Below are 18,834 nucleotides of genomic sequence, written 5' to 3' on the forward strand. Positions count from 1 at the left end.
GGCACTCTAGCGCAGTTGCCGGACGAAGGCAGCCGTCAAGGCCCGCAATGTTCAACCGGCGCGCATTGCGGCGCAGGTCGGGAGAGGGGCCGGTTATTCGCTGTGGCGCTCGGGAGGGGGTTCAGCGCTTCCCTTCTTCGGTGTGAACAATTTTGGCCAGACCGTAGGCCAGCATTGCATCGTCGTTTCTTCCTAACTTTTTCAGGATAACACCGAGCGAGTGCCAGCGCGTCGCCTCCCGCGGCTCGAGGACAATCGCCTTCAACATGCAATTCAGGGCGGCATGAGTTTGGCCATCTTCGTCCAAGCGAACGGCGCGTTCTGCCTGTCCGGGATGAAAGTAAGGGTATAGATAGCACAATCTGTCGAAGCACTCGCGCGCCGAACCGGCCTTGCCTTGTTTGAAGGCCCGATTGATGAAGTCGTCGATCTCGTCAGCGCAAATGCTGCGATACAAATCGCGCAGCGCAGACTCGGCTTCGTCTGGATCAAATTTACCGACGGCGCGAAATAAATCGACCGCCTCCCGTGACATATCCTCAGATCCCACCTGTGAATACTTCTGATTGTACTGAGCAGAGATCGCCTCCAAACGCTCAATATCGCCGGTCTCTTCCGACGAACCTTCGGAGAAAGTGATCTGCTCATTCAGCGACGGAGCTTGCTTGCAGAGCAACTGGATCACCGCGTTCTTCATCGCGAGATTTCCGGAAGAGCCGATAGACTCCATGAACTCTGCAAGGCCGGAAGCGTTTTCGATCTCGTTCGGCTGAAATAGCTCGACGCGGCTATACATATAAGTGTCGTCGTGAAGCAGCGTTGGCCCAGCAATGGGAGCCAGAGCTTCTGAAATTCGCGCCCATCCATCCGGCAAGGGATGCTCTCTGATTCCGAATTCCGTGACGAGATGCTGCAGGCATGTAGGCACCAGTGCCCGTTCATCGAGCATGCGGTCTTTCCAATCCGCCGTCTTACCGCTCAAAAGGCAGCAAGCGGTCGCGCACATCGTGAAATCTGACGTATATTTGAACGTGAGGAATTGGCCACTCCATATTCGAAAGAGCCTTCCGAATCCACCTGCATCGGCCCTGATCTCTTCAAGGCGCGTCAATTTCGTAACGAACTGCAGTTCGTCCTGAACCTGGAATTCCTGAAAGACCGAAACGACGGTGCTGAGCATTGGATGAAGGGCCATTTGCCCGAGCAACCACGCATCGTAGGAATCGGCACTCAACACTTGGTCAATTTCACTTTCCGCTAGGTCGAGAAGCAGCGAAAGATCGTCCGTCAACTCGGGTCGAACCGCGGGTTTGTCGAGATCGAATTCCTTGAACTGCGCGCGCGTCCATTCCGCCGCAGTCGACGGCGCGCTCTCGAGGAAGAAGTCAGCCAGTTCGGAGTCATCGTCAACGCAGCGGCGAGCCTTGAGTAAAAAGATCATCGCCTGTATGGCCACCAGCCGGTCGACGATCACGCCTTTGACCTGAAGGTTGATGACGTATTGAATTGCCGCATCTATTCCGCCAGGGCTGTTCACGAGCCACAGGGCGGCTCTGACGACCTTCAGAATCATCGCCGATTGCGGACTTTCTCCCAACTGAAGATTCCAACTCAGGTACCATGAGTTCAGGTGCCGTTCGAGCGGGACGTTTCCCGACGGTTCAAACACGCCAGCGGGTGGGGCAGTCGGCGGCCAGTCCAAAGTATTGTAGATGATGGGATCACCTGATGCGATCGGCTCGCGCGATGCTTCCGGATCAATGTGATCCAACGCTGCGAGCAGCATCTTGAGGAATGCCAGTCGCGGAAGGATTGCCGAATTGAGAACCTCAGATGCTCTTGTGGAGTGATTGGCGAGGATTCCGAAAGCCCTCATTTGCCCAAAGAGGCTCTGAGCTATGTGCAGGATAGGCGAGCCGCGAAGTTGCACCATCGCTTATTCCTTCGCTTTCTTCCCGAATGCCTTTCCGACAACCGGAATCAATGCGAGCAGGTCCCGGCGTATGTCCCAGAGCGCCCGAAGGAGGATTGTGAGATGCTCCCGAACCGAAATGCCTTCGCTTCGAGAATAGGGGATGCCTCTTAGGGCCAGGAGTTCGCCTAACGCCTGAGTAAATGGCTTGTCCTTGCTGCGGCCTTTCCAGGAGTCATTGATGAGGCCCCAGAGTTTTCTGAGACGGTCGGCCGCATCAGCCTGTACCCCGGAATTGAGCGGGACGAACACGGCCTCCTTGCCCGTAAGGCGCTCAGCAATCACCACGCCGGGAAAGATGATTTGATTGTTGGGAAAAAGGCTTCGTGCGAAAGCAACAACCGGACTCTCGGTGCGAATTGCTCCTAGTCCATCGATTTTGATGTCGCGAACGACGCGGGACTTAGGCGTCCCTTCGTAAAGGGCGAAGACATTTGGTCCGGTGTCGTTGGCGATGGAATTGCTCTTCAAGTATTGAAATACCGAGACATCGATCTTCTCGTCCACCAAAACGATCGCGAAAATGCCGGCGTGACGCGCTTCCAGCTTCGCCAGCGCTTCTGAACTCAAAAGGTCCTCGGCAGAGCGGATTTCACCGGAAAAGTTCTTCGACCCTGGCTCCGCGGATAGAGCTTCAAGCAGAGTCCTTAACGGTTCAGCCATGATCGCGAGGCTCCCAATTCTTGGTGCTGTGCCGTACTCGAATCCAGCTAGCGCGAGTTTTCAGGTAGCATGAGACTACTACAAGTTGTTTGCACTTGCAGTATCCATTCCCGGATCTATCGAAACTTCGTGTCCCGGAGCGCCGGAAGCCGAAAAAACCTCAATGATTCCGCAGCCGGTGCGACACATGAAACGGTCGCGTGGGACTCAAAAGAGCATCTAGGATGAGCATGATTCATCCGAACGGTGCGGCGCCGCCGAGATGCCATCGCAGGCGATCACGAGGCGACGGTGTTGGCCTGCGACACCGTGGGCTCCCGAAGAAGTCGTCCTGATGGGACGGCAGCTGAGATCGCAGCTGGGCTCGTCGCGAAACTGCAACATTAGGCACACCTGCGGAGCGCTTGCCTGGTCCAGCTTGCCCGACAGTCGCTTCCTGACATCCGGCCGTCAAAGGGTGGATCCCCGTATTGTGGCGGGCACCACAGCAGTGGGCGGAGCCAGAAGCGACAACCATTGGATGAGTGGTTGTCTTCACCGAGCCGGGTTCGTCCCGGTTGCCTGCACATTCGGGCTGCCTACCAGCACGTCGGCTACCGGCCCAATACCAGACTTGGCCGCTGCGATCACATGATCGATCTCGCCTTATGATGCACAGCGGACCAAGCCATCTGATTTGCTTGCGACGCATGCGGCGTCAGCGGTGGTGCGGCCTGACACGAATTGTCGGGACGGTCGCAAAGTCGGGATTGGCAGCGCAATAGGCCATGCGGCCTGATGCGGTAGCCTGACATTGCTGGTAGTTGGTGAAGCTACAATCGCCGGTGCCGGCAAACTCTTCGCCTTGGAGGCAATACCGGTACTCGCTAGCTGCGACCGGGGTTACGCCAGTTGCGAGGACGGTCGCGGACGTCGCGAGAGCAAGAAGGAAGCTACGCATCTTTCTCTCCCACGTTGAAGTGCCCCACGCGACGCTGGGACCAAACGTGTGGGTTCGACGTGAACTGGCTCACATCACTGGATTAAAATTTTCGAGATTAACTGCGCAGATGCGTTACAGCCTTTTTGTGGACCGGCGGCCAAGGTGATTGCAGACTGGTGCGATACAGCCGCCACGACATCTTGGTAGACGTCCATGAAAGACTGGCGCAATCTCCTGCGTTGTCATGCTCACGAGGAGCAGTCAAATGAAGGCCACGTCAGCGCTCGCAGCATTGGTGCTTTCGCTTGCCCCGGCTTGCGGCGCACAGGCATCCACGTTCGGTCATTGGTGCGAGCGGGCGGTGAAACAGCGGATGCTGCCGCCCTCGGCGTATCGCCGGGTCAACCTCATCGAATGGCAGCAGCCGGTCTTCTTCACGCCCTATTTTGCCTGGCCTCCGCAGCAGCCGCACAGCCGCCTCGAGGCGTTCGTAGAGTATGACCTTCACAACAGGTTCGGCGTTCCGCTGCGGTCGATGGCCAAGTGCGTCTATGGTCGAGATTAGTGAAGGCGGAAAACGTGACACGTGCGTTTGTCATGAGTCCCAGCACGACATGTGCCGGGACTCATGAAGTAACCAAAAAACCTTCTTCGGTGTAGGGATACAAGCGCGGGTCTTGCGTTCTGCTTGCGCCACGAAAGCGGTTGGCCTTGATATGCCCTGTACCGCGATTCAGGTGTGCGTCGGCCAGTGCCGCTCGCGGAACCAGTTGCGATATTCCGACGACATCTTTGCGCGCTGTGCCTGCGGCGCATGCCGCTTGCACGTGGATGCCTCCTCGCTGTTGTCAGGCGCGCCCCACCTCACCTCGACGCAGTCGTTCGGGTTATAGGCCATCTCGAAGCTCGGGGCCCGATCGAGGACCTCCTTGAGCGACAGCGTCCACTGCGAGCCGTCGCTGCGGGTGTAGGATATTTTTCGCGAGGCGAGTTCGGACGCTAGCACCCCTTGCAGCTCGTTCTTCACATCCGCGATGTCCCTGCCGTTCGGCATCGCGTAGCGCGCCCCCCGCCGCACGACGCGATCAGGATAGCCCCGCACGACGTCCATCGCGATCAACAGGCGGAAATCGCGCGCCGGTGTGGAGTAATCCTCCCAGGCTCCTGACGTCTCGAAGATCGAGGGGCCGTTAGGCATGGCCACGTCGCCAGCCTGCTTCTCCTGATATTTTCGTCCGTTTTCGACCGAGGTCACACGCGTCTTCACCTGCTCGTTCAAACTCGCGATGGCGTCCGTCATCGCTTTCACGGGATCGAGCGGCTCGGGCGACATCACGTCATCCATGCGATCGTAAAAGTCGTCGGCACTCATCTTTGACTGATCGAGCGAAAAATCGGCGTACTGCGGATTGCTGGTGATTTCGGCGTTGGCCAACCGCCGCAACGAACCGCCTTTGTCGCGCGCGATCGGCCGGAAGTGCTTGAAACCCGGGCTGCCGAGCGCGGGATCGTGCACGAACAGGAAATTGCCACGCCAGAAGCGCTTTCGCGTGATCGACCCGTCCGGCTCGGCATCGACGGCGAGGAAGACGCCCGGCTTGCCGTCCATCTCCGGCACGCGATGAACGAGCATCAACACGTGTCCATAGGGATCGGCGTACACCGTGCCCGGGCGGAGCGTCTCTTGCGCCAGCGGAACGGTGTAGAAATCGGTGTTTTCGTCGCTCGCGGCGACCCGCACGGCGCCCGTATGCACGACGTCGCCGACGTCCCGCAGATATTCACTGAACGTCGTCGGCGGCTTTGGCTGCGGCTTCGGCGGAGCCGCAACGGGAGCTGGTGTCTGGGCCGACGGGGCGCCGCCGAACATGTTCAGGATCCTCGGCGTTTGCCCAGGCAGTGTGGCGTCGGCGATCGTCGCCGGCGCGATCTCCTGCTCGGGCGGCGCCGGCGGACGTGTCATCTCCGGATGCTCCATGTCGAACCACTGGTAGCATTTGGGCGCCCTGCCGCCGGTGCCGCGTGAGCAGTTGGAATAGCCGAACGGCAGCCCGACCTTGTAGGCAAAATAGGCGCGCAGGAAGTACACGAAGTCGGCGCAGTCGGGGCGAAGGCCGGTCTTCACGTTGTCTTCGCCGCGACCAAGATAGTTGAACAGGAAGTTGCGTGACCGATCGCGCAGGACTTCATGCCAGGCTTTCCAGGACAGATCCTGATCGGGCGGCGCGTCGAACAGTTTCTCGATCCACGCCGAGAACAAGGCTTCCGTCTCGTGATTCCAGCTGTTGCGCACCTTCCAGAAGCGGCCGGCCGGAATAGCCACAGGGTCCGGCTTGCGCGCGCTCACGGAGATATCGTGTGTGATCGTGCTGCAATCCGCCGTCGGGTGGTCGAGCGCGAGCGTGGCGTGCCACGTCCCCGCGGCCGGCGCGGCGACCTCGGCAAACCAGGAGTATGGCGCACCGCCGTGCCGATCAGACGATTTGGCCGCGACGCTTCCATCGGGCGCGACCAGCGCCATCACACCCTCGAGCGGCTTTTCGCTGACGATCATGACGCGCAGCGGCGCCCCCTTCCAAGGAGCGAACGGCGAGGGCAAGACCGATATCCCGGCCATCTCCCCGCACGGGCCCGACGCCGCGTGGGCCGGCGATCCAACTGTTGCGAAAATGAACGCGGCTGTTGCAGCAGCAAACCGGCTGGCGAGATGCATTTTGACAACCTTTCTGGAGGAGGCCGGAACCACATTCGGTCCTGCCGATCCCCACTCGGACGTCCATGGCTCAGCCGCCGCTACCTTCACGCGCCTTCACTGTCCCGGCCGAGGTCAGTTGCCACTCCAGCCGGCGTAGTTTTTCAAAGCAGAAGCCGAGCATGCGAATAACCGAGGACCACGATTGTCACGCGAAACGCCGTAGATATGGCGAAAACCGGCACGGCGCGATTTTGTGAAGTGGTTGTTGCCGCGCCGCCACGCAGAGGTCAGTGATGCTGACCAATGCAGGATGTCCCTTTGGGTTCAGAAGCGGCGGTCGGGGCAGGCGCACGGCGACATCCGCCCTGGTTCTGACAGCCGACATGATGAAAGCGGAAGCGCGGTTCAGCTCAGGGGCCCAGCAGGCGACATTACCCGAAGTCATTCCGTTGACAGAGGTACACCGTTCGTCCGCCCGCCTGCGCATCGTTCGTCGCGTGTTCCAGCACGCCGAACCCAAAACGCGCGGTAAACATCTCGTATTCGGCAGGTGATAGGCTCGCGTGATACAGCGGATCGCCCCTGTATTCGCCGACGCTCTCACAGTGCTGCGGTCCGGTATTGAACATCAATATCGTTCCGACAGAGGCGTGGTCGGCAAAAACCGCAAACATTCTTCGCTGGTCGTCGTGATTAAGATGAAAGAAGCTGTCCCACGCGAGAATGCCGTCGAACCGCCGACCGAGCGACAATCGCCGCATATCCGCAACAATCCATTCTTGATCGGGCAGGCGATCACGGCAGAACGAGATCATCGTCGGTGAGGAATCGACGCCGGTCACGCGCAGTCCTCGTTCAATCATCTGCTGCGCAACCGGTTGCCCTGGACCGCAGCCGAGATCAAGCACCGTGGCGTCCTTGGCTAGTCGGCCGATGAAACGGTCGTGCCAGACCTTGTCGTTCCAACAGGCGTTCCGACGGTCGCGGTCCCACGCTGCTGCGTGCTTTTCGTAGTGAGGGATAATCTGGCTGGCGAGGTCACTCATGCATAGGAAGTGGGAAGTTCTTCAGACTCTGTGCTGGGACTCACGTAACGGATTTGCGGCGACGCAATAGGCGCCGATCGCCGGTTGCAGGACAATCCAGTGGATCGGGCGCCCAGGTGGTCAGCCTTACAAGCGGAAGCCGAACTTTTAGCTGCTGCCAGGAATGTCCCAGGAGGGCAAAAATCCGGAGTAGGGCAAAGCCGGTGCCGTGAAGGCGGCGACGCGCCCTGACTGCGCGGCGGGGTTATGTACACGCTATAATTAGCCACTGAATGTCTCGAGCGGCATCCGGGACAAAGCCGACCACCCCAGTCTCGCCGTGGGAGAATGGCGTGCCGAACGGCTGATCGGATCAATCCGGCGTGAGTGTATCGACCACATCATTGTCTTGGGCGAGGCACATCTCCGCCGGATCCTGCGATCCTACGCCCGCTATTACAATGACATTAGAACCATTGGTCGTTGGATAAGGACAAGCGCGCAGACTCTTTCCGCCGATTGTGAACACGGAAAGTTTTTGGATTTCGCGCTAATCGCCATCCGGCCGCCGCCAAGTCCGGATGACAGGGGCTCATGGCATGCACGCGCATGATCCATTGCCCCCCTGTCGCCGAATGTCTTGCCAGCGCTGCGCCCCTGTGCCGCCGGCTCGGCCTTTGCGATCGAGCCCGAGAGCGCCAAGGTGAGCGCCGCGACCGCCTTGTCGGCTGTCTCGTCTACGAAGCCGTGACAAATTGACACGCTCCGCAGGCATGTGAGCCACGTCACTTGTCAATGAGCAATTCTAGTACAAGGATTTATTCCGCTTTTGTACAGCGACAGCGAGTGCTCTGTAATTCCAGCTTGCCTTGTAATTTATTCTTTTTCGCTGGGAGTATTTCATGGCCGGTGAGGACCGACGATCCGTCGAGCTTGCTTTTCTGCACCCTGCCATTCGAGAACGCGTGCAAGCCATCCAGCACGAACTGAACGGCGCAGGCTTCAACTTCCACATCTTTGAGGCCTTCCGGTCGCCGCAACGCCAGGCCTATCTCTATGCGCAAGGCCGCACCCGGCCGGGCAACATTGTCACCTATGCGCGGCCATGGACGTCGTATCACCAATACGGGCTGGCAGTCGATTTCGTGCTCAAGACCAATGGCAATTGGGACTGGAGCGACGGCCGCGCTAACGCCGTGGCGTGGAAACAGCTTCATAAAATCGGCCGCGCGCATGGAATGGAGCCGCTGAATTTCGAGACCCCGCACCTGCAAATGGCGGGCTTGCGCGTCGAGAACCTTCACGCCGGACATTTGCCGCCCGGCGGCGACGCCGATTGGGCCGAAAATCTCGAAGCGGCCATTGCCGGATGGAGTGGATCGCCGCAGCCGCCGCCTGCGCCGATGGCCGTTTCGCGACCCGCGCTCGCGCCGGGCGCCGCGGTCACGGCGACAGCGGCGCCATCCGACGTCGACCGTCCCGCCAGTTCTGCGAGCACAGTCATGACTTCCAACAACTTCGCGCGAATTCAGCCTTTTATCGAGAAATGGGAAGGCGGCTACAGCAACCATCCCAGCGACCGGGGCGGGCCGACCAATATGGGGATCACGCTCGCGACGCTGCGGACCTGGCGCCAGAACGACAGCCTGACCGCGGAAGACGTCAAGCAACTGAGCCGCGACGAAGCCCGGCGCATCTTCAAGGCGCGTTATTATGACGTGGTGCGCGGCGACGACCTGCCGCTGCAGGTCGCCGCGGCCGTCTATAATGCCGCGGTGTTACATGGCACCGGGCGATCCGCCGAGTTCCTGCAGAACTCGCTCGTGAGTTGCGGCGCGCAGGTGAGCGTCGACCGCATCATCGGCCCCGAGACGCTCGGCGCGGTAGGCGTGGTCGAGGTGCCGCGGCTCTGCAAGGTGTTCCTCGACATCGAGGACGCCTATTTTCGAGCGCTTCCCGAATTTCCAGTGTTCGGCAAGGGTTGGCTCAACCGGCTCAACGATATGCGGAGTTTCATCGCCACGCTCCCTGCCGAGCCCATAGTCGTCGCAACCGGAGGAACAACGGTGTCGGAACAGCCGAAGGCCCAGCCGTACGTGGCCGAAGTTCTCACGAAGATCGAAGAGTTGCTCGAACTGTTCGGTCAGAAGCCAAACCCGCCGATCGCCAGCACCACGCATCTGGCTGCGAACGACACGTTGTCCCGGATCGGCCAGATCGTCGACGTGCTGCGCCAACTTGGCCTTGGCGTTGCTCCGGTCCCCACCACCCCGGGCGCCGCTACCACGAGGCCCCTGACGCCGGTCAACGGCGCGCTCGGGCAGACAATCGGCAATCTGCTCGACGGCAAGAAGAGCGCGATTGGAATCATCGGCAGCGTGCTGACCGCGCTGCTTGGCGCGGTGGCGCCTGCTGCGGCGACGTCCGGAGCCGCCGGAGCGGCGGGTGGCCTCATGGGTATCCTCTCCACGCTTGGCGTTGCGGTCCCCTATCTGCAACCGATCATGCTCGGTCTCGCGGCGTGGGGCGCGCTCGGCAAATTCGACAAGTGGAGGGTCGCCGCCCAGGCGCAAGCGCCGAAGACCGCTTGACTGCGTGAAGCGGGAGCAGCCGGGACCGCGGCAGGCGGTCAAGCGCCACACCGCACCGCCGCCACGTGCGCCCTTAGCGTGGAGCGAAAAATGCTCGGCAACGATCAAGATGCAACTGCTGCTCCCGTGAGAGGGAGCAATGAGCGCAGCGCAACGCAAGCAACGACGATCGTGCCGCGGCCAAAGCGCAAACTGGTGCTGTTCGCGGACGGCACCGGCAACGCATTCACAAAGCAGGAATCCAACGTGTGGCGCCTCTATGAGGCGCTCGACCGTACCAGGCCCGACCAGGTCGCCCATTACATCAAGGGCGTTGGTACCGCGGGCTGGGCACCGCTGGCGGCGATCGACGGCGCCACCGGCATCGGCGTGCCGTCCAACGTCCGCAAGCTCTATCGCTTCCTATGCTGGAATTGGGAGCCGGGCGACGAGATCTACATTTTCGGCTTCAGCCGGGGCGCCTTCACCGCACGCACGCTTGCGGCCCTGATCGCCTCGCAAGGCTTGGTGCCGGCGGCGATCGGGGGCGAGACCGTGACGCACGCCGAGATGCAGCGCAACGCCATGGCGGCTTGGCGCGAGTATCGCCGCAAGACTGTGCCGTGGCGGAAGACTCTGCCGACGATCTGGATCACGCGTGCGGTTCGCGATCTCGCGCTAGGCATCTACCATCGCATCATGCGGCACCGATCCTATGACGATGTCCGCAAGGCGATGGATGGCCGCACCAACGTGGAGATCGAATTCCTTGGCCTGTTCGACACGGTGGAGGCGTTCGGCGTCCCGGTCGAGGAGTTGCGCACCGCGATCGACTGGGCGATCTGGCCGATCTCGTTCCGCAACCGAAAACTGTCCGACAAGGTCAAGCTTGCGCGCCATGCGCTGTCACTGGATGACGAGCGCGCAACCTTCCATCCGATCCGCTTCGACCAGAGCGCGCCGGCGAGTGCCGAGCAGATCAGAGAGGTGTGGTTCTCCGGCGTGCATTCCGATGTCGGCGGCGGCTATCCGGACGGCACGCTGTCCTTTGTGCCGCTCGTGTGGATGGTCGAACAGATCGAGCACAGGCTGCGTTTCCAGCCGGGCCGGATCGAACATTTCAGGGCTTACCAGTCGGCGATCGGGCCGATCCACGATTCGCGCAGCGGCGCCGCGGTGATGTATCGCTACGGCCCGCGTCCGATCACCGAAACGAAAGCCGACGGTGGTCCACCGGTCATACATTTCGGCGTCGTCGAGCGCATGCTGCACGGCTGCGACGACTACGCGCCGGTGACGCTGCCTGCCAGCGCCAAGGTGCTGACGAACGGTAAGGCGCAGCCGCTCACGGCGCCCAAGACGGGGGAGGCGATGAAATCGGCTTACGAAAGAACCGCGCGAGCGCACAACGGCCAGGTAAAAATTGCCGCGGACGCATTCGAGACGATGCCCCCGCCCAATGCGGAGATAGCCGACCAGGCGCTCGACACGGTGTGGTGGCGACGGGTGGCGTATTTCTCGCTGCTTGGCGGACTTGCCCTGCTTGCCACCTGGCCATGGGTGGCACGCTCGACTGTCGGGATGCTGTCGAAGCCGTTCGACGCGGTCAGCGTCGGCGGCACCACTCCGCTCGCGGCCATCCGCTGGATAGACGATGGCGTCGGCGCCGTAGTCGGATCGACCGCGAAACTCCTCAGCGGCTTCCTGCCATCCTATGTCGCACCTTGGCTCAACATCGCGATCTATTACCCGTTCGCGACGACCGTCTTGGTCCTACTCGTGCTTGCGGCATGGCACTGGAACGCGTCATTGCGCGACCGCATTCAGGAGCGCGCGCGGCTGGCATGGGATCACCCGAACCGCGCGGTGCCGAACGTCGGCAAGGCCAGCCCGCTTCTGAAGATCGGCCGCTTCATGCGGCTGCATGCCGGGCCAGTGCGTACGCTGTTCACCAAGGGGATATTCCCGGGCATGTTCCTGCTGATTATCTTCAGCATCGCCCTGCTCGCGGTCGGCCGCAGTTACTTCAACTGGCGCGTGGGTACCGGCGGGCTTTGTGACGGCACGGCAAAACCTGCTTCCGTCGGCGAACAGGTAGCGACCGCGAGCGCGCTGTTCGACATCAGCAATCCCTGCTGGGCGAGCGGGCTTAGGGTCGAAAAGGGCCGCCGATATCGCATCTGGATCAAGGCGCGCGATCCGTGGTTCGACCGCACCATCATGTCCGGTGTGACCGGATTCAGGTACGATGAGTTTCGTCATCTCTCGGCGCTGCCGATCCGCCGCCTGTACCGCGCGGACTGGCTCCAGCCGGTGGCACGTATCGGCGATGAAGGATCGGACGACCTGCCGCTACAGGCCATCAATGGAGTGCCGGCCGATGACCTCCCGCGCACCAGCAATGCGGCAGAGAAGAGGACGCTGCCCATCCGGCTTGACGAGGTGCTGCCGTTCAAGGATGAAAACAACGAGTCGGGGCGCACCCTCGCGAAGCTCGGAACTTTCGAGCCGATTCCGCAGGCCTTGCTGCAGGCCGCGCACGAGGTCTGGCGCACGCAGGGATTAGCGGACCTGATGGTGGCGGACTTCGTGGCGCCCGAATCCGGCGAGTTGTTCCTCTATGTCAACGACGCCGTCCAGGTGTTTCCGTTCCTGGGGCCATTCAATCTCTTCTACGGCAACAACAGCGGCACGGCGGAGGTGAAGCTGCAACGCGTGCCGTTGCCACCGCCCGACAAATAACGATGCGGAAGGGTCTTCGCCGGCGAAACGCAGGTTTGCACAGCGGACTGAGCCGCGCGCGCACTCCGCATCGGCTTGGACGGGCTTCGTCCTTTAGGTCGATGGCTCATCGCCTCACAAGGCAATAGGCTTGGGTCGGGGGTGGGAGCGGGCCCTTGGCGTGCGCTCGGGAAGTAAGGTTCACTACCCGATGCAGAGATCTGTATAACTTCGGATTGCCAAAACACGCAGCCTGTATCAAGCTGAGCTTTTCAAAGACATTTCGGGGGAGTGCCATGCCCCAGTGTTGGTCAATATGCTTTGCTGTTTGGTCCTTTGCTTTCGCGATGAGCTTCGGGAGTTGCTTAGCGCAACCGGCCATTGACGAAAAAATCGTCCTTCAGATTTGCGAAGCTTTCTCAAATCGAGCGGCCGATCGAATGCCAGCGATTGTTACGCCGGAGGCCAGCAAAAAGTTCATCGAGACCTATAGCAGTTTCTCCGAAAGGCTGGACGGTTGTTTGTCAGCGACCGAGGCAAAGCTGCGGCGTGGCGAAACGGGCGCGACGTTTTTGATCCAGCACACTCGTTACGAGAGCTACTGGCACTTTTCTATAGACGACAGGTCAATCAACGAAATTTCTGTTCGCCATTACAGACCGGTGACCTTAGCAGCTGACGAAGAATGGGAGGAACCATTCCGAATTCGGCCGCCTGCGCCCCGAACAGGGACGATAGGTTTCATCGACATTGACACGCCGTCGAACCAACCGAACATTGTAGAATTTTTCTATGCGACCAACCGTAAAGAATCGGATCAGCCCGTATCTTTAGAAAGAAGTCCTAGGTCGGACTCTAAGGGCAATAGGGCTCTCGTTCTAGGCGCAAACGGTTGGACAGTCGTCGGTGACTACACGGGCGAACGCAATGCGAGCCTCAGTTTCGGCGCAGCTAGGGTTCGCGTGCCGGAGGGGCATCGGATCGGGAAACTAGAGCTGCCTTCGAGCGTCAAAATTTTTGGATTCACACTTAGAACTGACAGCCCCAATCCATCTATGCACTTCACGATACGCAGCATCGCAAAAACGAGCGAAGATCAGTGGATCAAATCACTTTCCTCAACCAAGAAAAAGAGAGCGCTAATATTTGTCCATGGATTCAACACGAAGTTCCGGGATGCCGCATTTCGCACAGCGCAAATAGTCTGGGATCTTCAGTACCAGGACACAGCAGTTCTGTTCTCATGGCCGTCTCGCGGGGAAATAGCCGACTATCTGTATGACAAGGATAGCGCCCTAGGCTCACGTGACGCGTTGCTCCACGTTGTAGCCGACTTACGGAAAGCTGGATTTGACCAAATAGACGTTCTCGCTCACAGCATGGGCAACTTGATTGCTGTGGACGCGCTAGCCAATAGCGCGGCGACACGATCGCGGCCAGACGTCGCTCAACTCATTATGGCAGCTCCCGATGTTGATCGCGACATGTTTGTCCAAGCTATCCCGAAGGTGGCAACAGTCGCCAAAGGCCTAACCCTCTACGCATCCGCAAAAGATAAAGCTCTGCTGCTCTCGAAACGAGTTGCTGGAAATATTCCGCGTGCTGGGGATGTACCCGCGTCGGGACCGATCGTTGTCGCATCGGTCTCGACAATCGACGTAAGCGCTATCGGTGATGAGCTGTTTGGGCTCAATCATAACGCGTTCGCTACAACACGAAACGTTTTGAACGATCTCAAAATTCTTCTTGAAACAGGCGCTCCACCACCGAGGCTAGCCGAAATTCGCGGCTATCCTGAGCCTCCCCAAAAAGCCATCTATTTCCGGTACGCTCCTTAGGTGGAACGCTAGCTTCAAACGCTAGCTTCAATGGGCCGATGCTGTCGAAAAAGTCTCATATTGCTTAGTGACGAGTTTCCGGCTGACCGATGAAACGCGAAGAAGCCGCCGGTCGATGCATGGCCGTACGTCTTTTGGGACGCTCAGCCCACCACTTCGCAACGTCCGGGACCATGTCGCGGATGGGTTCAAAGATTTCCCTCGTCTCTGACATGGCGCACCTGCTTCCCCCTTTTGGGGTATTTTGACGTTTAATTGAGTCCCAGCGAGTTCTTGAAACTCTGTCGCGCACCTCATAAGTGCGCAACGCGAGGCGAAAAAACTCAATGATTTCGAACTGTCTCCCTTCATAAGAGGGTCACGTGCAATTTGACCGATGGTTCTTCGCTACCATTTGCACCTCATAAGATTGTCTTTTGAATCAGGAAAATAGGCGGCAGAAACGCGATCTGTTTAGACGGCCTCTGGCGCGTTAGAAATTCATCGAGGTCCCCCACAGCGGGATCTTCGAAGGCGCGTCTACGGGCTTCTGAGGCCCGTTAAACCGCATCGGCGCGAAAGGCAGTCATCGAATCGGGCTGTATTCGTCTGAATTCGCCCTTTTGAACTTGAAACGCTTTGGCGCAAAGTCCTTTTTCCGATGGAAACGAGGATTTGGGATCTGCGGCGATAGGATTAGGGTCTGTCCCAAGGCCGAAAAGCGCGAAGCGCGCCGACCGAGGAACGCCGCGTGGCGACGGATTGTCATTCGGCCTGCAATATTTGAACGCGGATTGACGTCTATGTCCAGATCGTTGCCGGCGAGCAAGGCGAACGCCATGTGAACTGACTGCGCAGCAGAACGGGACACAGCGCATATTCCGTCACACGCCGATCGTTTTCGCCGCCACGGCTCAGGCGTTGTCAGCCGGCTCGATGATCGGAGTGACAGGCGTCTCAATACCGGCAAGAGAGGCATGCCATCGCTCGATGCGTCTCATGCCAAATGTCCCGAAATAGCCAAAGATCCGTTGCCGACGGCTGAGGGGTACCAATTTGTCAACGGCAACGCCTCGTGCCCGAGCTTCGTTGTTCTGCGCCTGAAGGTCTATCAGGCGACGTTCGGGCCTCTCGGTAGCCTCGATCTCGAGCCGCTCCGTTTTGGCCTTCTTGACGCCCGGACCACGAGTCCGCTGGGTGGTGGTGGCTGGAGCGGCGAAGTGAAACTCTAGTATTCGGCATCCATCTTCGCAAGTTCGGATGCCACGTGCCGGACATTTCTTACCCAGATCGGGACGTCCGCAGCGTCCTTTTCCCCCGTCGAATGGCAACGAGCAAACGCATTTCGTCCAAAAGATAGAACAGTAGGGCTCGCCGGATCTGGACGATCAGCTGGCCGTCGTCCATCCGGAATTCGTGCCCGATGATTTGTCTTTGTGTGGCTGAAAGTTTTGGATGTGGAACGAACTCCACGGAGACAATCGCATGCCAATCGTCATCGAGATCCGCTGGTACAGGAGCTTGCGATGGTAAGGCCTCGGATCTCAGCACGCGCGACAGCGAGAAATCGATGAACCGCTTCCGGACAAAGTCGAAAGCCCTGACGTGCCAGCGTCCCGCCGCCTTGACCAACGCGTGCGAGCAGACGACCCGTTCGACGGCCGATGAACTTGTCATCGACTGATAATGGAGTTTACAGGATTCCCTGAGCGCCACCGCCGCAAGGAGCGGCCTGACCCGGTCTGGATCGACGTAATGGTGCGGTCGCGACACCCGTTCGATCGATAGGGATGCATCTATTCCGACATCATCGAGCTACCTTCCCCCTCCGCACCTTTGGTTGCGGAAGGCTTTCGATGCTGTCGAGGTCGGCGCCAGCTACCCCAAGGCGATGCCGGTGATCCTAACGACACCCGACGAGGTCGAGGCCTGGATGACGGCGCCCGCCGACGAGGCGCTGAAGCTGCAGCGACCGTTGCCTGACGGAGCGCTCCGAAACGTCGCGCGCGGCGTGAAGGAAGATCCTGCCCTACCCACCTAGAATAAAAACCGAAACAAGCGACGTCGCCTTCTAAGGGCGAAGCTGACATACTTTGATCGATTGAGAATTCCCGCTGGTGACCCTCAGGCACTTCTGCCTGATCCTGGATGCCCGCATCGGAAGTCCGAACTATTACCGTCTTAGATGACGCTCGAACTCCTTCCACACCGGCATTTCCAAAGGAAGCGACTTGAGGCTGGGAATCTTGGGAAGGAAATCAAGCTTGTGGAGCATGCGCAGGCTCGTCAAGGCAGGCATAAAGGCAGCGGCAACCACAAGTTCGTTGGTCTGCTTCCAACCGAGGAGAAACCGGTCGATCCTGTCCCGGTGCGTATCATTCGTGCGCCGCCAGACGACTTGATCACCGTCTTTCTCGCCCTCGAACCAAATCATGACAGTCTCCGCCGACGGGTGGGTGATTGAACAGAGCTGACTGTAGTAGTCGTGTACGTCAGAAACGCCTCCCAGCTTCAAACTCTCCAGATACTCTCGCATCTGCTTCGCGGCATGCATCGGCTCAGCGGCTTTGTTCCGTTGCAGTTTGCGGGCATGCGAGAAATGGATCAGCGTGTCCTCCATTTCTTTCGAAAGAAAGACCGTATCGGTTGGCTTTTCTCTGATTCGCGCGCGTATGAGCGCCAGGTTCGGTGCGAGTGTCTTGGGTACCGTTCCGTCGTGGAGAAAGGTGCCCGGCCAGGCTGCCGCCATCAGCTCGTTCTTGCTGACCAGCTCGCCGCGGCGCTGCACCAGCAGTTGCAGAAGCTCGAATGCGCGTCCACCCAGCTTGACGGGTCGCTCTTTGAGAAGGAGCAACTGGCGGCGGAGAACCAGTCGAAAAGGGCCGAGGCAGTACGTGAGTTCCCGCCGGTCTGTGCCCCGTTGTCGTGTCTCCGTGGCAGCCCGCATTGATCATTGCCAATCGATCAAACCGATCGGCTGTAACTATCATGCACTGCAAAATTTCTGAAGAGAGCAGGCCGATTGCGACAAAACGCTCGCGCGGGACGGTTCGGCTATTTTTGGGGCTTGCCAAGCATGGTCATGCGCATGACTTCGACGCCGCCGTCGGCAAGTTCCGGAAGCTTGGCGAACCAATCCTTCACATAAGGCATCGCGTTGTGTGCGTCGAAATCGGCCTGGCTGGCAAACATTTCGTAAAAGACGAAGTGGCCGGGCTTGGCGCGGTCTTCCTGAAGGAAATAGACCAGGTTCTTGGGATCGCTGCGGACCAGGTCGATCAGCGGCAAGGTGGCGGCGCGCAGCATGTCTTCTTTTCCGGGCTTGGCACGCACCTGCGCCACCACGGAATATGCACCCTCCGGAATCTCCTGATAGTGCACGCGCGGCGCTTCCTGAGCCACGGCCGGAAGTGTCGCCGGCGCCGTAGAGGCGATCAGCAGGGCGGCAAGCGAGTTGCGGACGAGAGTTTGCATGGTGACGCCCTTGACATGTGATTGTATCGCCGGGTGACCAGCTAAGGCACTGACAGCCGCCCCGCTGCACGAGGGTCTAGCGCACGATCTTCTGTTGCCGTTTTGCCAAGGCCTCGCTGAAGCGCTTCTTGACGGGACCGAGCGCCTTGACGAACTCGAGCTGCTCGCCCTCCGGTCCCTTGCAGTAGATCAGCTCCCAGCCGTTCGAGGGTTCAGCGGTCACCCGGTTCGTGTTGGTGCTGCGGGGCGCGGCCTTGCGATCCGCTTCCGTCGTGACGCGGACGGTGCGGTTCGCTCTCACCTGCGTCATGCCGCAGCGTGCCGATTCCGCTTCGAGATCGACAATGAACTTGTTGAAGTCGACATCGTCGCGAACATAGAAGCAGATGTGCATCATGCGCGGAAAGGCAGGGCTCATGTGCTCCACCGGTTCGGCGAAACTCTTCGCGCTGCCCATGGGCTGATCAGCCTCGCGATATTGCAGCAATTCCAGCACCATGTTGTCGAACTGGATGAAGCGGACATCGAGCCGCTGTGCTCCGCTTCGCAAGTCGGGCACGCCGATGGTTCGCGGATTGACGCCGCGTGCGTGCGCCTCGATCTCCTGGTCTGCCAGCAGCGTGTTCTGCACCCCGTCGCCCTCGAAGTCGCCGTGCCGGAACACCTCGGTGCCGCCAAGCACCTCCGTGTAGAACTGGTAAGCCCGTTCCATGTTCTGGACCGTCAGCCCGAAATGCTGGACGCCCTGGAGCCGCGCGCCGAGCGGCGCCTCGTCGCGCTCCGCTGACGACATGCCGTCGGCATCCGGTGCCGCGGCCCGCGCGTCGGTTGCCGCGCCGGCGAGGCCCGTGACGACGGCTGCGCCGGCTGTCTGGAGCAAGGCGCGGCGACCCATGTCGGTGGCGTTGTCGGCTTCATCTGTCATGTCGCTCTCCTTGGTCTTTCGGTGCATGGTCTGCGTTGTCCTGGCCGCCG

The 18,834-nt window shown here is 59.9% G+C and carries 14 protein-coding genes and 1 pseudogene; 6 read left to right on the plus strand and 9 right to left on the minus strand.

What is annotated here, in order from left to right:
- Window positions 1–121 precede the first annotated feature (121 nt).
- From YY7_RS0118010 to YY7_RS58145, 3 genes are all read right to left on the minus strand, one after another.
- Window positions 122–1,933: a hypothetical protein gene (locus tag YY7_RS0118010; protein ID WP_028164464.1), complete on the minus strand. Its 1,812-nt coding sequence runs from the start codon at window positions 1,931–1,933 to the stop codon at window positions 122–124.
- A gap of 3 nt (window positions 1,934–1,936) precedes the next feature.
- Window positions 1,937–2,635 carry a hypothetical protein gene (locus YY7_RS0118015; protein WP_028164465.1) on the minus strand — a complete coding sequence of 233 codons (699 nt, stop codon included), beginning with the start codon at window positions 2,633–2,635 and terminating at the stop codon, window positions 1,937–1,939.
- Between the two features lie 697 nt (window positions 2,636–3,332).
- Complete coding sequence (locus YY7_RS58145; RefSeq protein WP_080663745.1) at window positions 3,333–3,575, minus strand: DUF3551 domain-containing protein; 243 nt, start codon at window positions 3,573–3,575, stop codon at window positions 3,333–3,335.
- 247 nt (window positions 3,576–3,822) lie between these two features.
- Between YY7_RS58145 and YY7_RS0118020 the strand changes: the two genes are divergently transcribed.
- Entirely contained in the window at window positions 3,823–4,122 is a 300-nt protein-coding gene (locus YY7_RS0118020) for a hypothetical protein (RefSeq protein WP_028164466.1), read from the plus strand.
- Window positions 4,123–4,290: 168 nt separating this feature from the next.
- On the opposite strand, the gene YY7_RS0118025 is transcribed toward YY7_RS0118020, so the two are convergent.
- A complete protein-coding gene (locus YY7_RS0118025; RefSeq protein WP_028164467.1) occupies window positions 4,291–6,270 on the minus strand; it encodes a hypothetical protein in 1,980 nt (659 codons plus the stop codon).
- Window positions 6,271–6,683: 413 nt separating this feature from the next.
- A complete protein-coding gene (locus YY7_RS0118030; protein ID WP_028164468.1) occupies window positions 6,684–7,298 on the minus strand; it encodes a class I SAM-dependent methyltransferase in 615 nt (204 codons plus the stop codon).
- Between the two features lie 881 nt (window positions 7,299–8,179).
- Here YY7_RS0118030 and YY7_RS64415 point away from each other — a divergent pair.
- The 4 genes from YY7_RS64415 (at window position 8,180) to YY7_RS0118060 (ending at window position 15,617) form a co-directional block, all read left to right on the plus strand.
- A complete protein-coding gene (locus tag YY7_RS64415; protein WP_051396777.1) occupies window positions 8,180–9,868 on the plus strand; it encodes a glycosyl hydrolase 108 family protein in 1,689 nt (562 codons plus the stop codon).
- A gap of 90 nt (window positions 9,869–9,958) precedes the next feature.
- Window positions 9,959–12,589, plus strand: coding sequence for a DUF2235 domain-containing protein (locus YY7_RS51995; RefSeq protein WP_080663746.1), 2,631 nt, complete (start codon window positions 9,959–9,961; stop codon window positions 12,587–12,589).
- A gap of 275 nt (window positions 12,590–12,864) precedes the next feature.
- On the plus strand, window positions 12,865–14,406 hold the full coding sequence (locus YY7_RS56605) for an alpha/beta hydrolase (RefSeq protein ID WP_051396779.1): 1,542 nt from the start codon (window positions 12,865–12,867) through the stop codon (window positions 14,404–14,406).
- Window positions 14,407–15,362: 956 nt separating this feature from the next.
- The gene (locus tag YY7_RS0118060) at window positions 15,363–15,617 is read left to right on the plus strand and encodes a hypothetical protein (RefSeq protein ID WP_028164471.1); all 255 of its coding nucleotides are present in this window, start codon (window positions 15,363–15,365) and stop codon (window positions 15,615–15,617) included.
- Window positions 15,618–15,666: 49 nt separating this feature from the next.
- Here the strand turns inward: YY7_RS0118060 and YY7_RS52005 are convergent, their stop codons facing one another.
- Window positions 15,667–16,158: a WYL domain-containing protein gene (locus tag YY7_RS52005; RefSeq protein WP_196237281.1), complete on the minus strand. Its 492-nt coding sequence runs from the start codon at window positions 16,156–16,158 to the stop codon at window positions 15,667–15,669.
- Window positions 16,159–16,249: 91 nt separating this feature from the next.
- Between YY7_RS52005 and YY7_RS0118070 the strand changes: the two are divergent.
- Window positions 16,250–16,426: pseudogene (locus YY7_RS0118070) on the plus strand (SOS response-associated peptidase); the annotation flags it as partial.
- Window positions 16,427–16,558: 132 nt separating this feature from the next.
- On the opposite strand, the gene YY7_RS63215 reads toward YY7_RS0118070, so the two are convergent.
- The 3 genes from YY7_RS63215 to YY7_RS0118085 form a co-directional block, all read right to left on the minus strand.
- Window positions 16,559–17,239, minus strand: coding sequence for a winged helix-turn-helix domain-containing protein (locus YY7_RS63215; protein ID WP_080663749.1), 681 nt, complete (start codon window positions 17,237–17,239; stop codon window positions 16,559–16,561).
- A 200-nt stretch (window positions 17,240–17,439) separates the two neighbouring features.
- Window positions 17,440–17,859 (minus strand): putative quinol monooxygenase, encoded by a 420-nt coding sequence (locus YY7_RS0118080; protein ID WP_028164474.1) that lies wholly within the window; start codon window positions 17,857–17,859, stop codon window positions 17,440–17,442.
- 76 nt (window positions 17,860–17,935) lie between these two features.
- The gene (locus tag YY7_RS0118085) at window positions 17,936–18,784 is read right to left on the minus strand and encodes a VOC family protein (protein WP_155255224.1); all 849 of its coding nucleotides are present in this window, start codon (window positions 18,782–18,784) and stop codon (window positions 17,936–17,938) included.
- Window positions 18,785–18,834: the final 50 nt, after the last annotated feature.

It is taken from the genome of Bradyrhizobium elkanii WSM2783 (assembly GCF_000472865.1).
Classification (GTDB): Bacteria; Pseudomonadota; Alphaproteobacteria; order Rhizobiales; family Xanthobacteraceae; genus Bradyrhizobium; species Bradyrhizobium elkanii_A.

Coding starts and splice junctions, on each gene's coding strand:
- YY7_RS56605 (WP_051396779.1), top strand. CDS start 12,865: ATGCCCCAGTGTTGGTCAATATGCTTTGCTGTTTGGTCCTTTGCTTTC.
- YY7_RS58145 (WP_080663745.1), bottom strand. CDS start 3,575: ATGCGTAGCTTCCTTCTTGCTCTCGCGACGTCCGCGACCGTCCTCGCA.
- YY7_RS0118060 (WP_028164471.1), top strand. CDS start 15,363: ATGCCATCGCTCGATGCGTCTCATGCCAAATGTCCCGAAATAGCCAAA.
- YY7_RS0118010 (WP_028164464.1), bottom strand. CDS start 1,933: ATGGTGCAACTTCGCGGCTCGCCTATCCTGCACATAGCTCAGAGCCTC.
- YY7_RS0118085 (WP_155255224.1), bottom strand. CDS start 18,784: ATGACAGATGAAGCCGACAACGCCACCGACATGGGTCGCCGCGCCTTG.
- YY7_RS0118020 (WP_028164466.1), top strand. CDS start 3,823: ATGAAGGCCACGTCAGCGCTCGCAGCATTGGTGCTTTCGCTTGCCCCG.
- YY7_RS64415 (WP_051396777.1), top strand. CDS start 8,180: ATGGCCGGTGAGGACCGACGATCCGTCGAGCTTGCTTTTCTGCACCCT.
- YY7_RS51995 (WP_080663746.1), top strand. CDS start 9,959: ATGCTCGGCAACGATCAAGATGCAACTGCTGCTCCCGTGAGAGGGAGC.
- YY7_RS0118030 (WP_028164468.1), bottom strand. CDS start 7,298: ATGAGTGACCTCGCCAGCCAGATTATCCCTCACTACGAAAAGCACGCA.
- YY7_RS0118015 (WP_028164465.1), bottom strand. CDS start 2,635: ATGGCTGAACCGTTAAGGACTCTGCTTGAAGCTCTATCCGCGGAGCCA.
- YY7_RS0118025 (WP_028164467.1), bottom strand. CDS start 6,270: ATGCATCTCGCCAGCCGGTTTGCTGCTGCAACAGCCGCGTTCATTTTC.
- YY7_RS0118080 (WP_028164474.1), bottom strand. CDS start 17,859: ATGCAAACTCTCGTCCGCAACTCGCTTGCCGCCCTGCTGATCGCCTCT.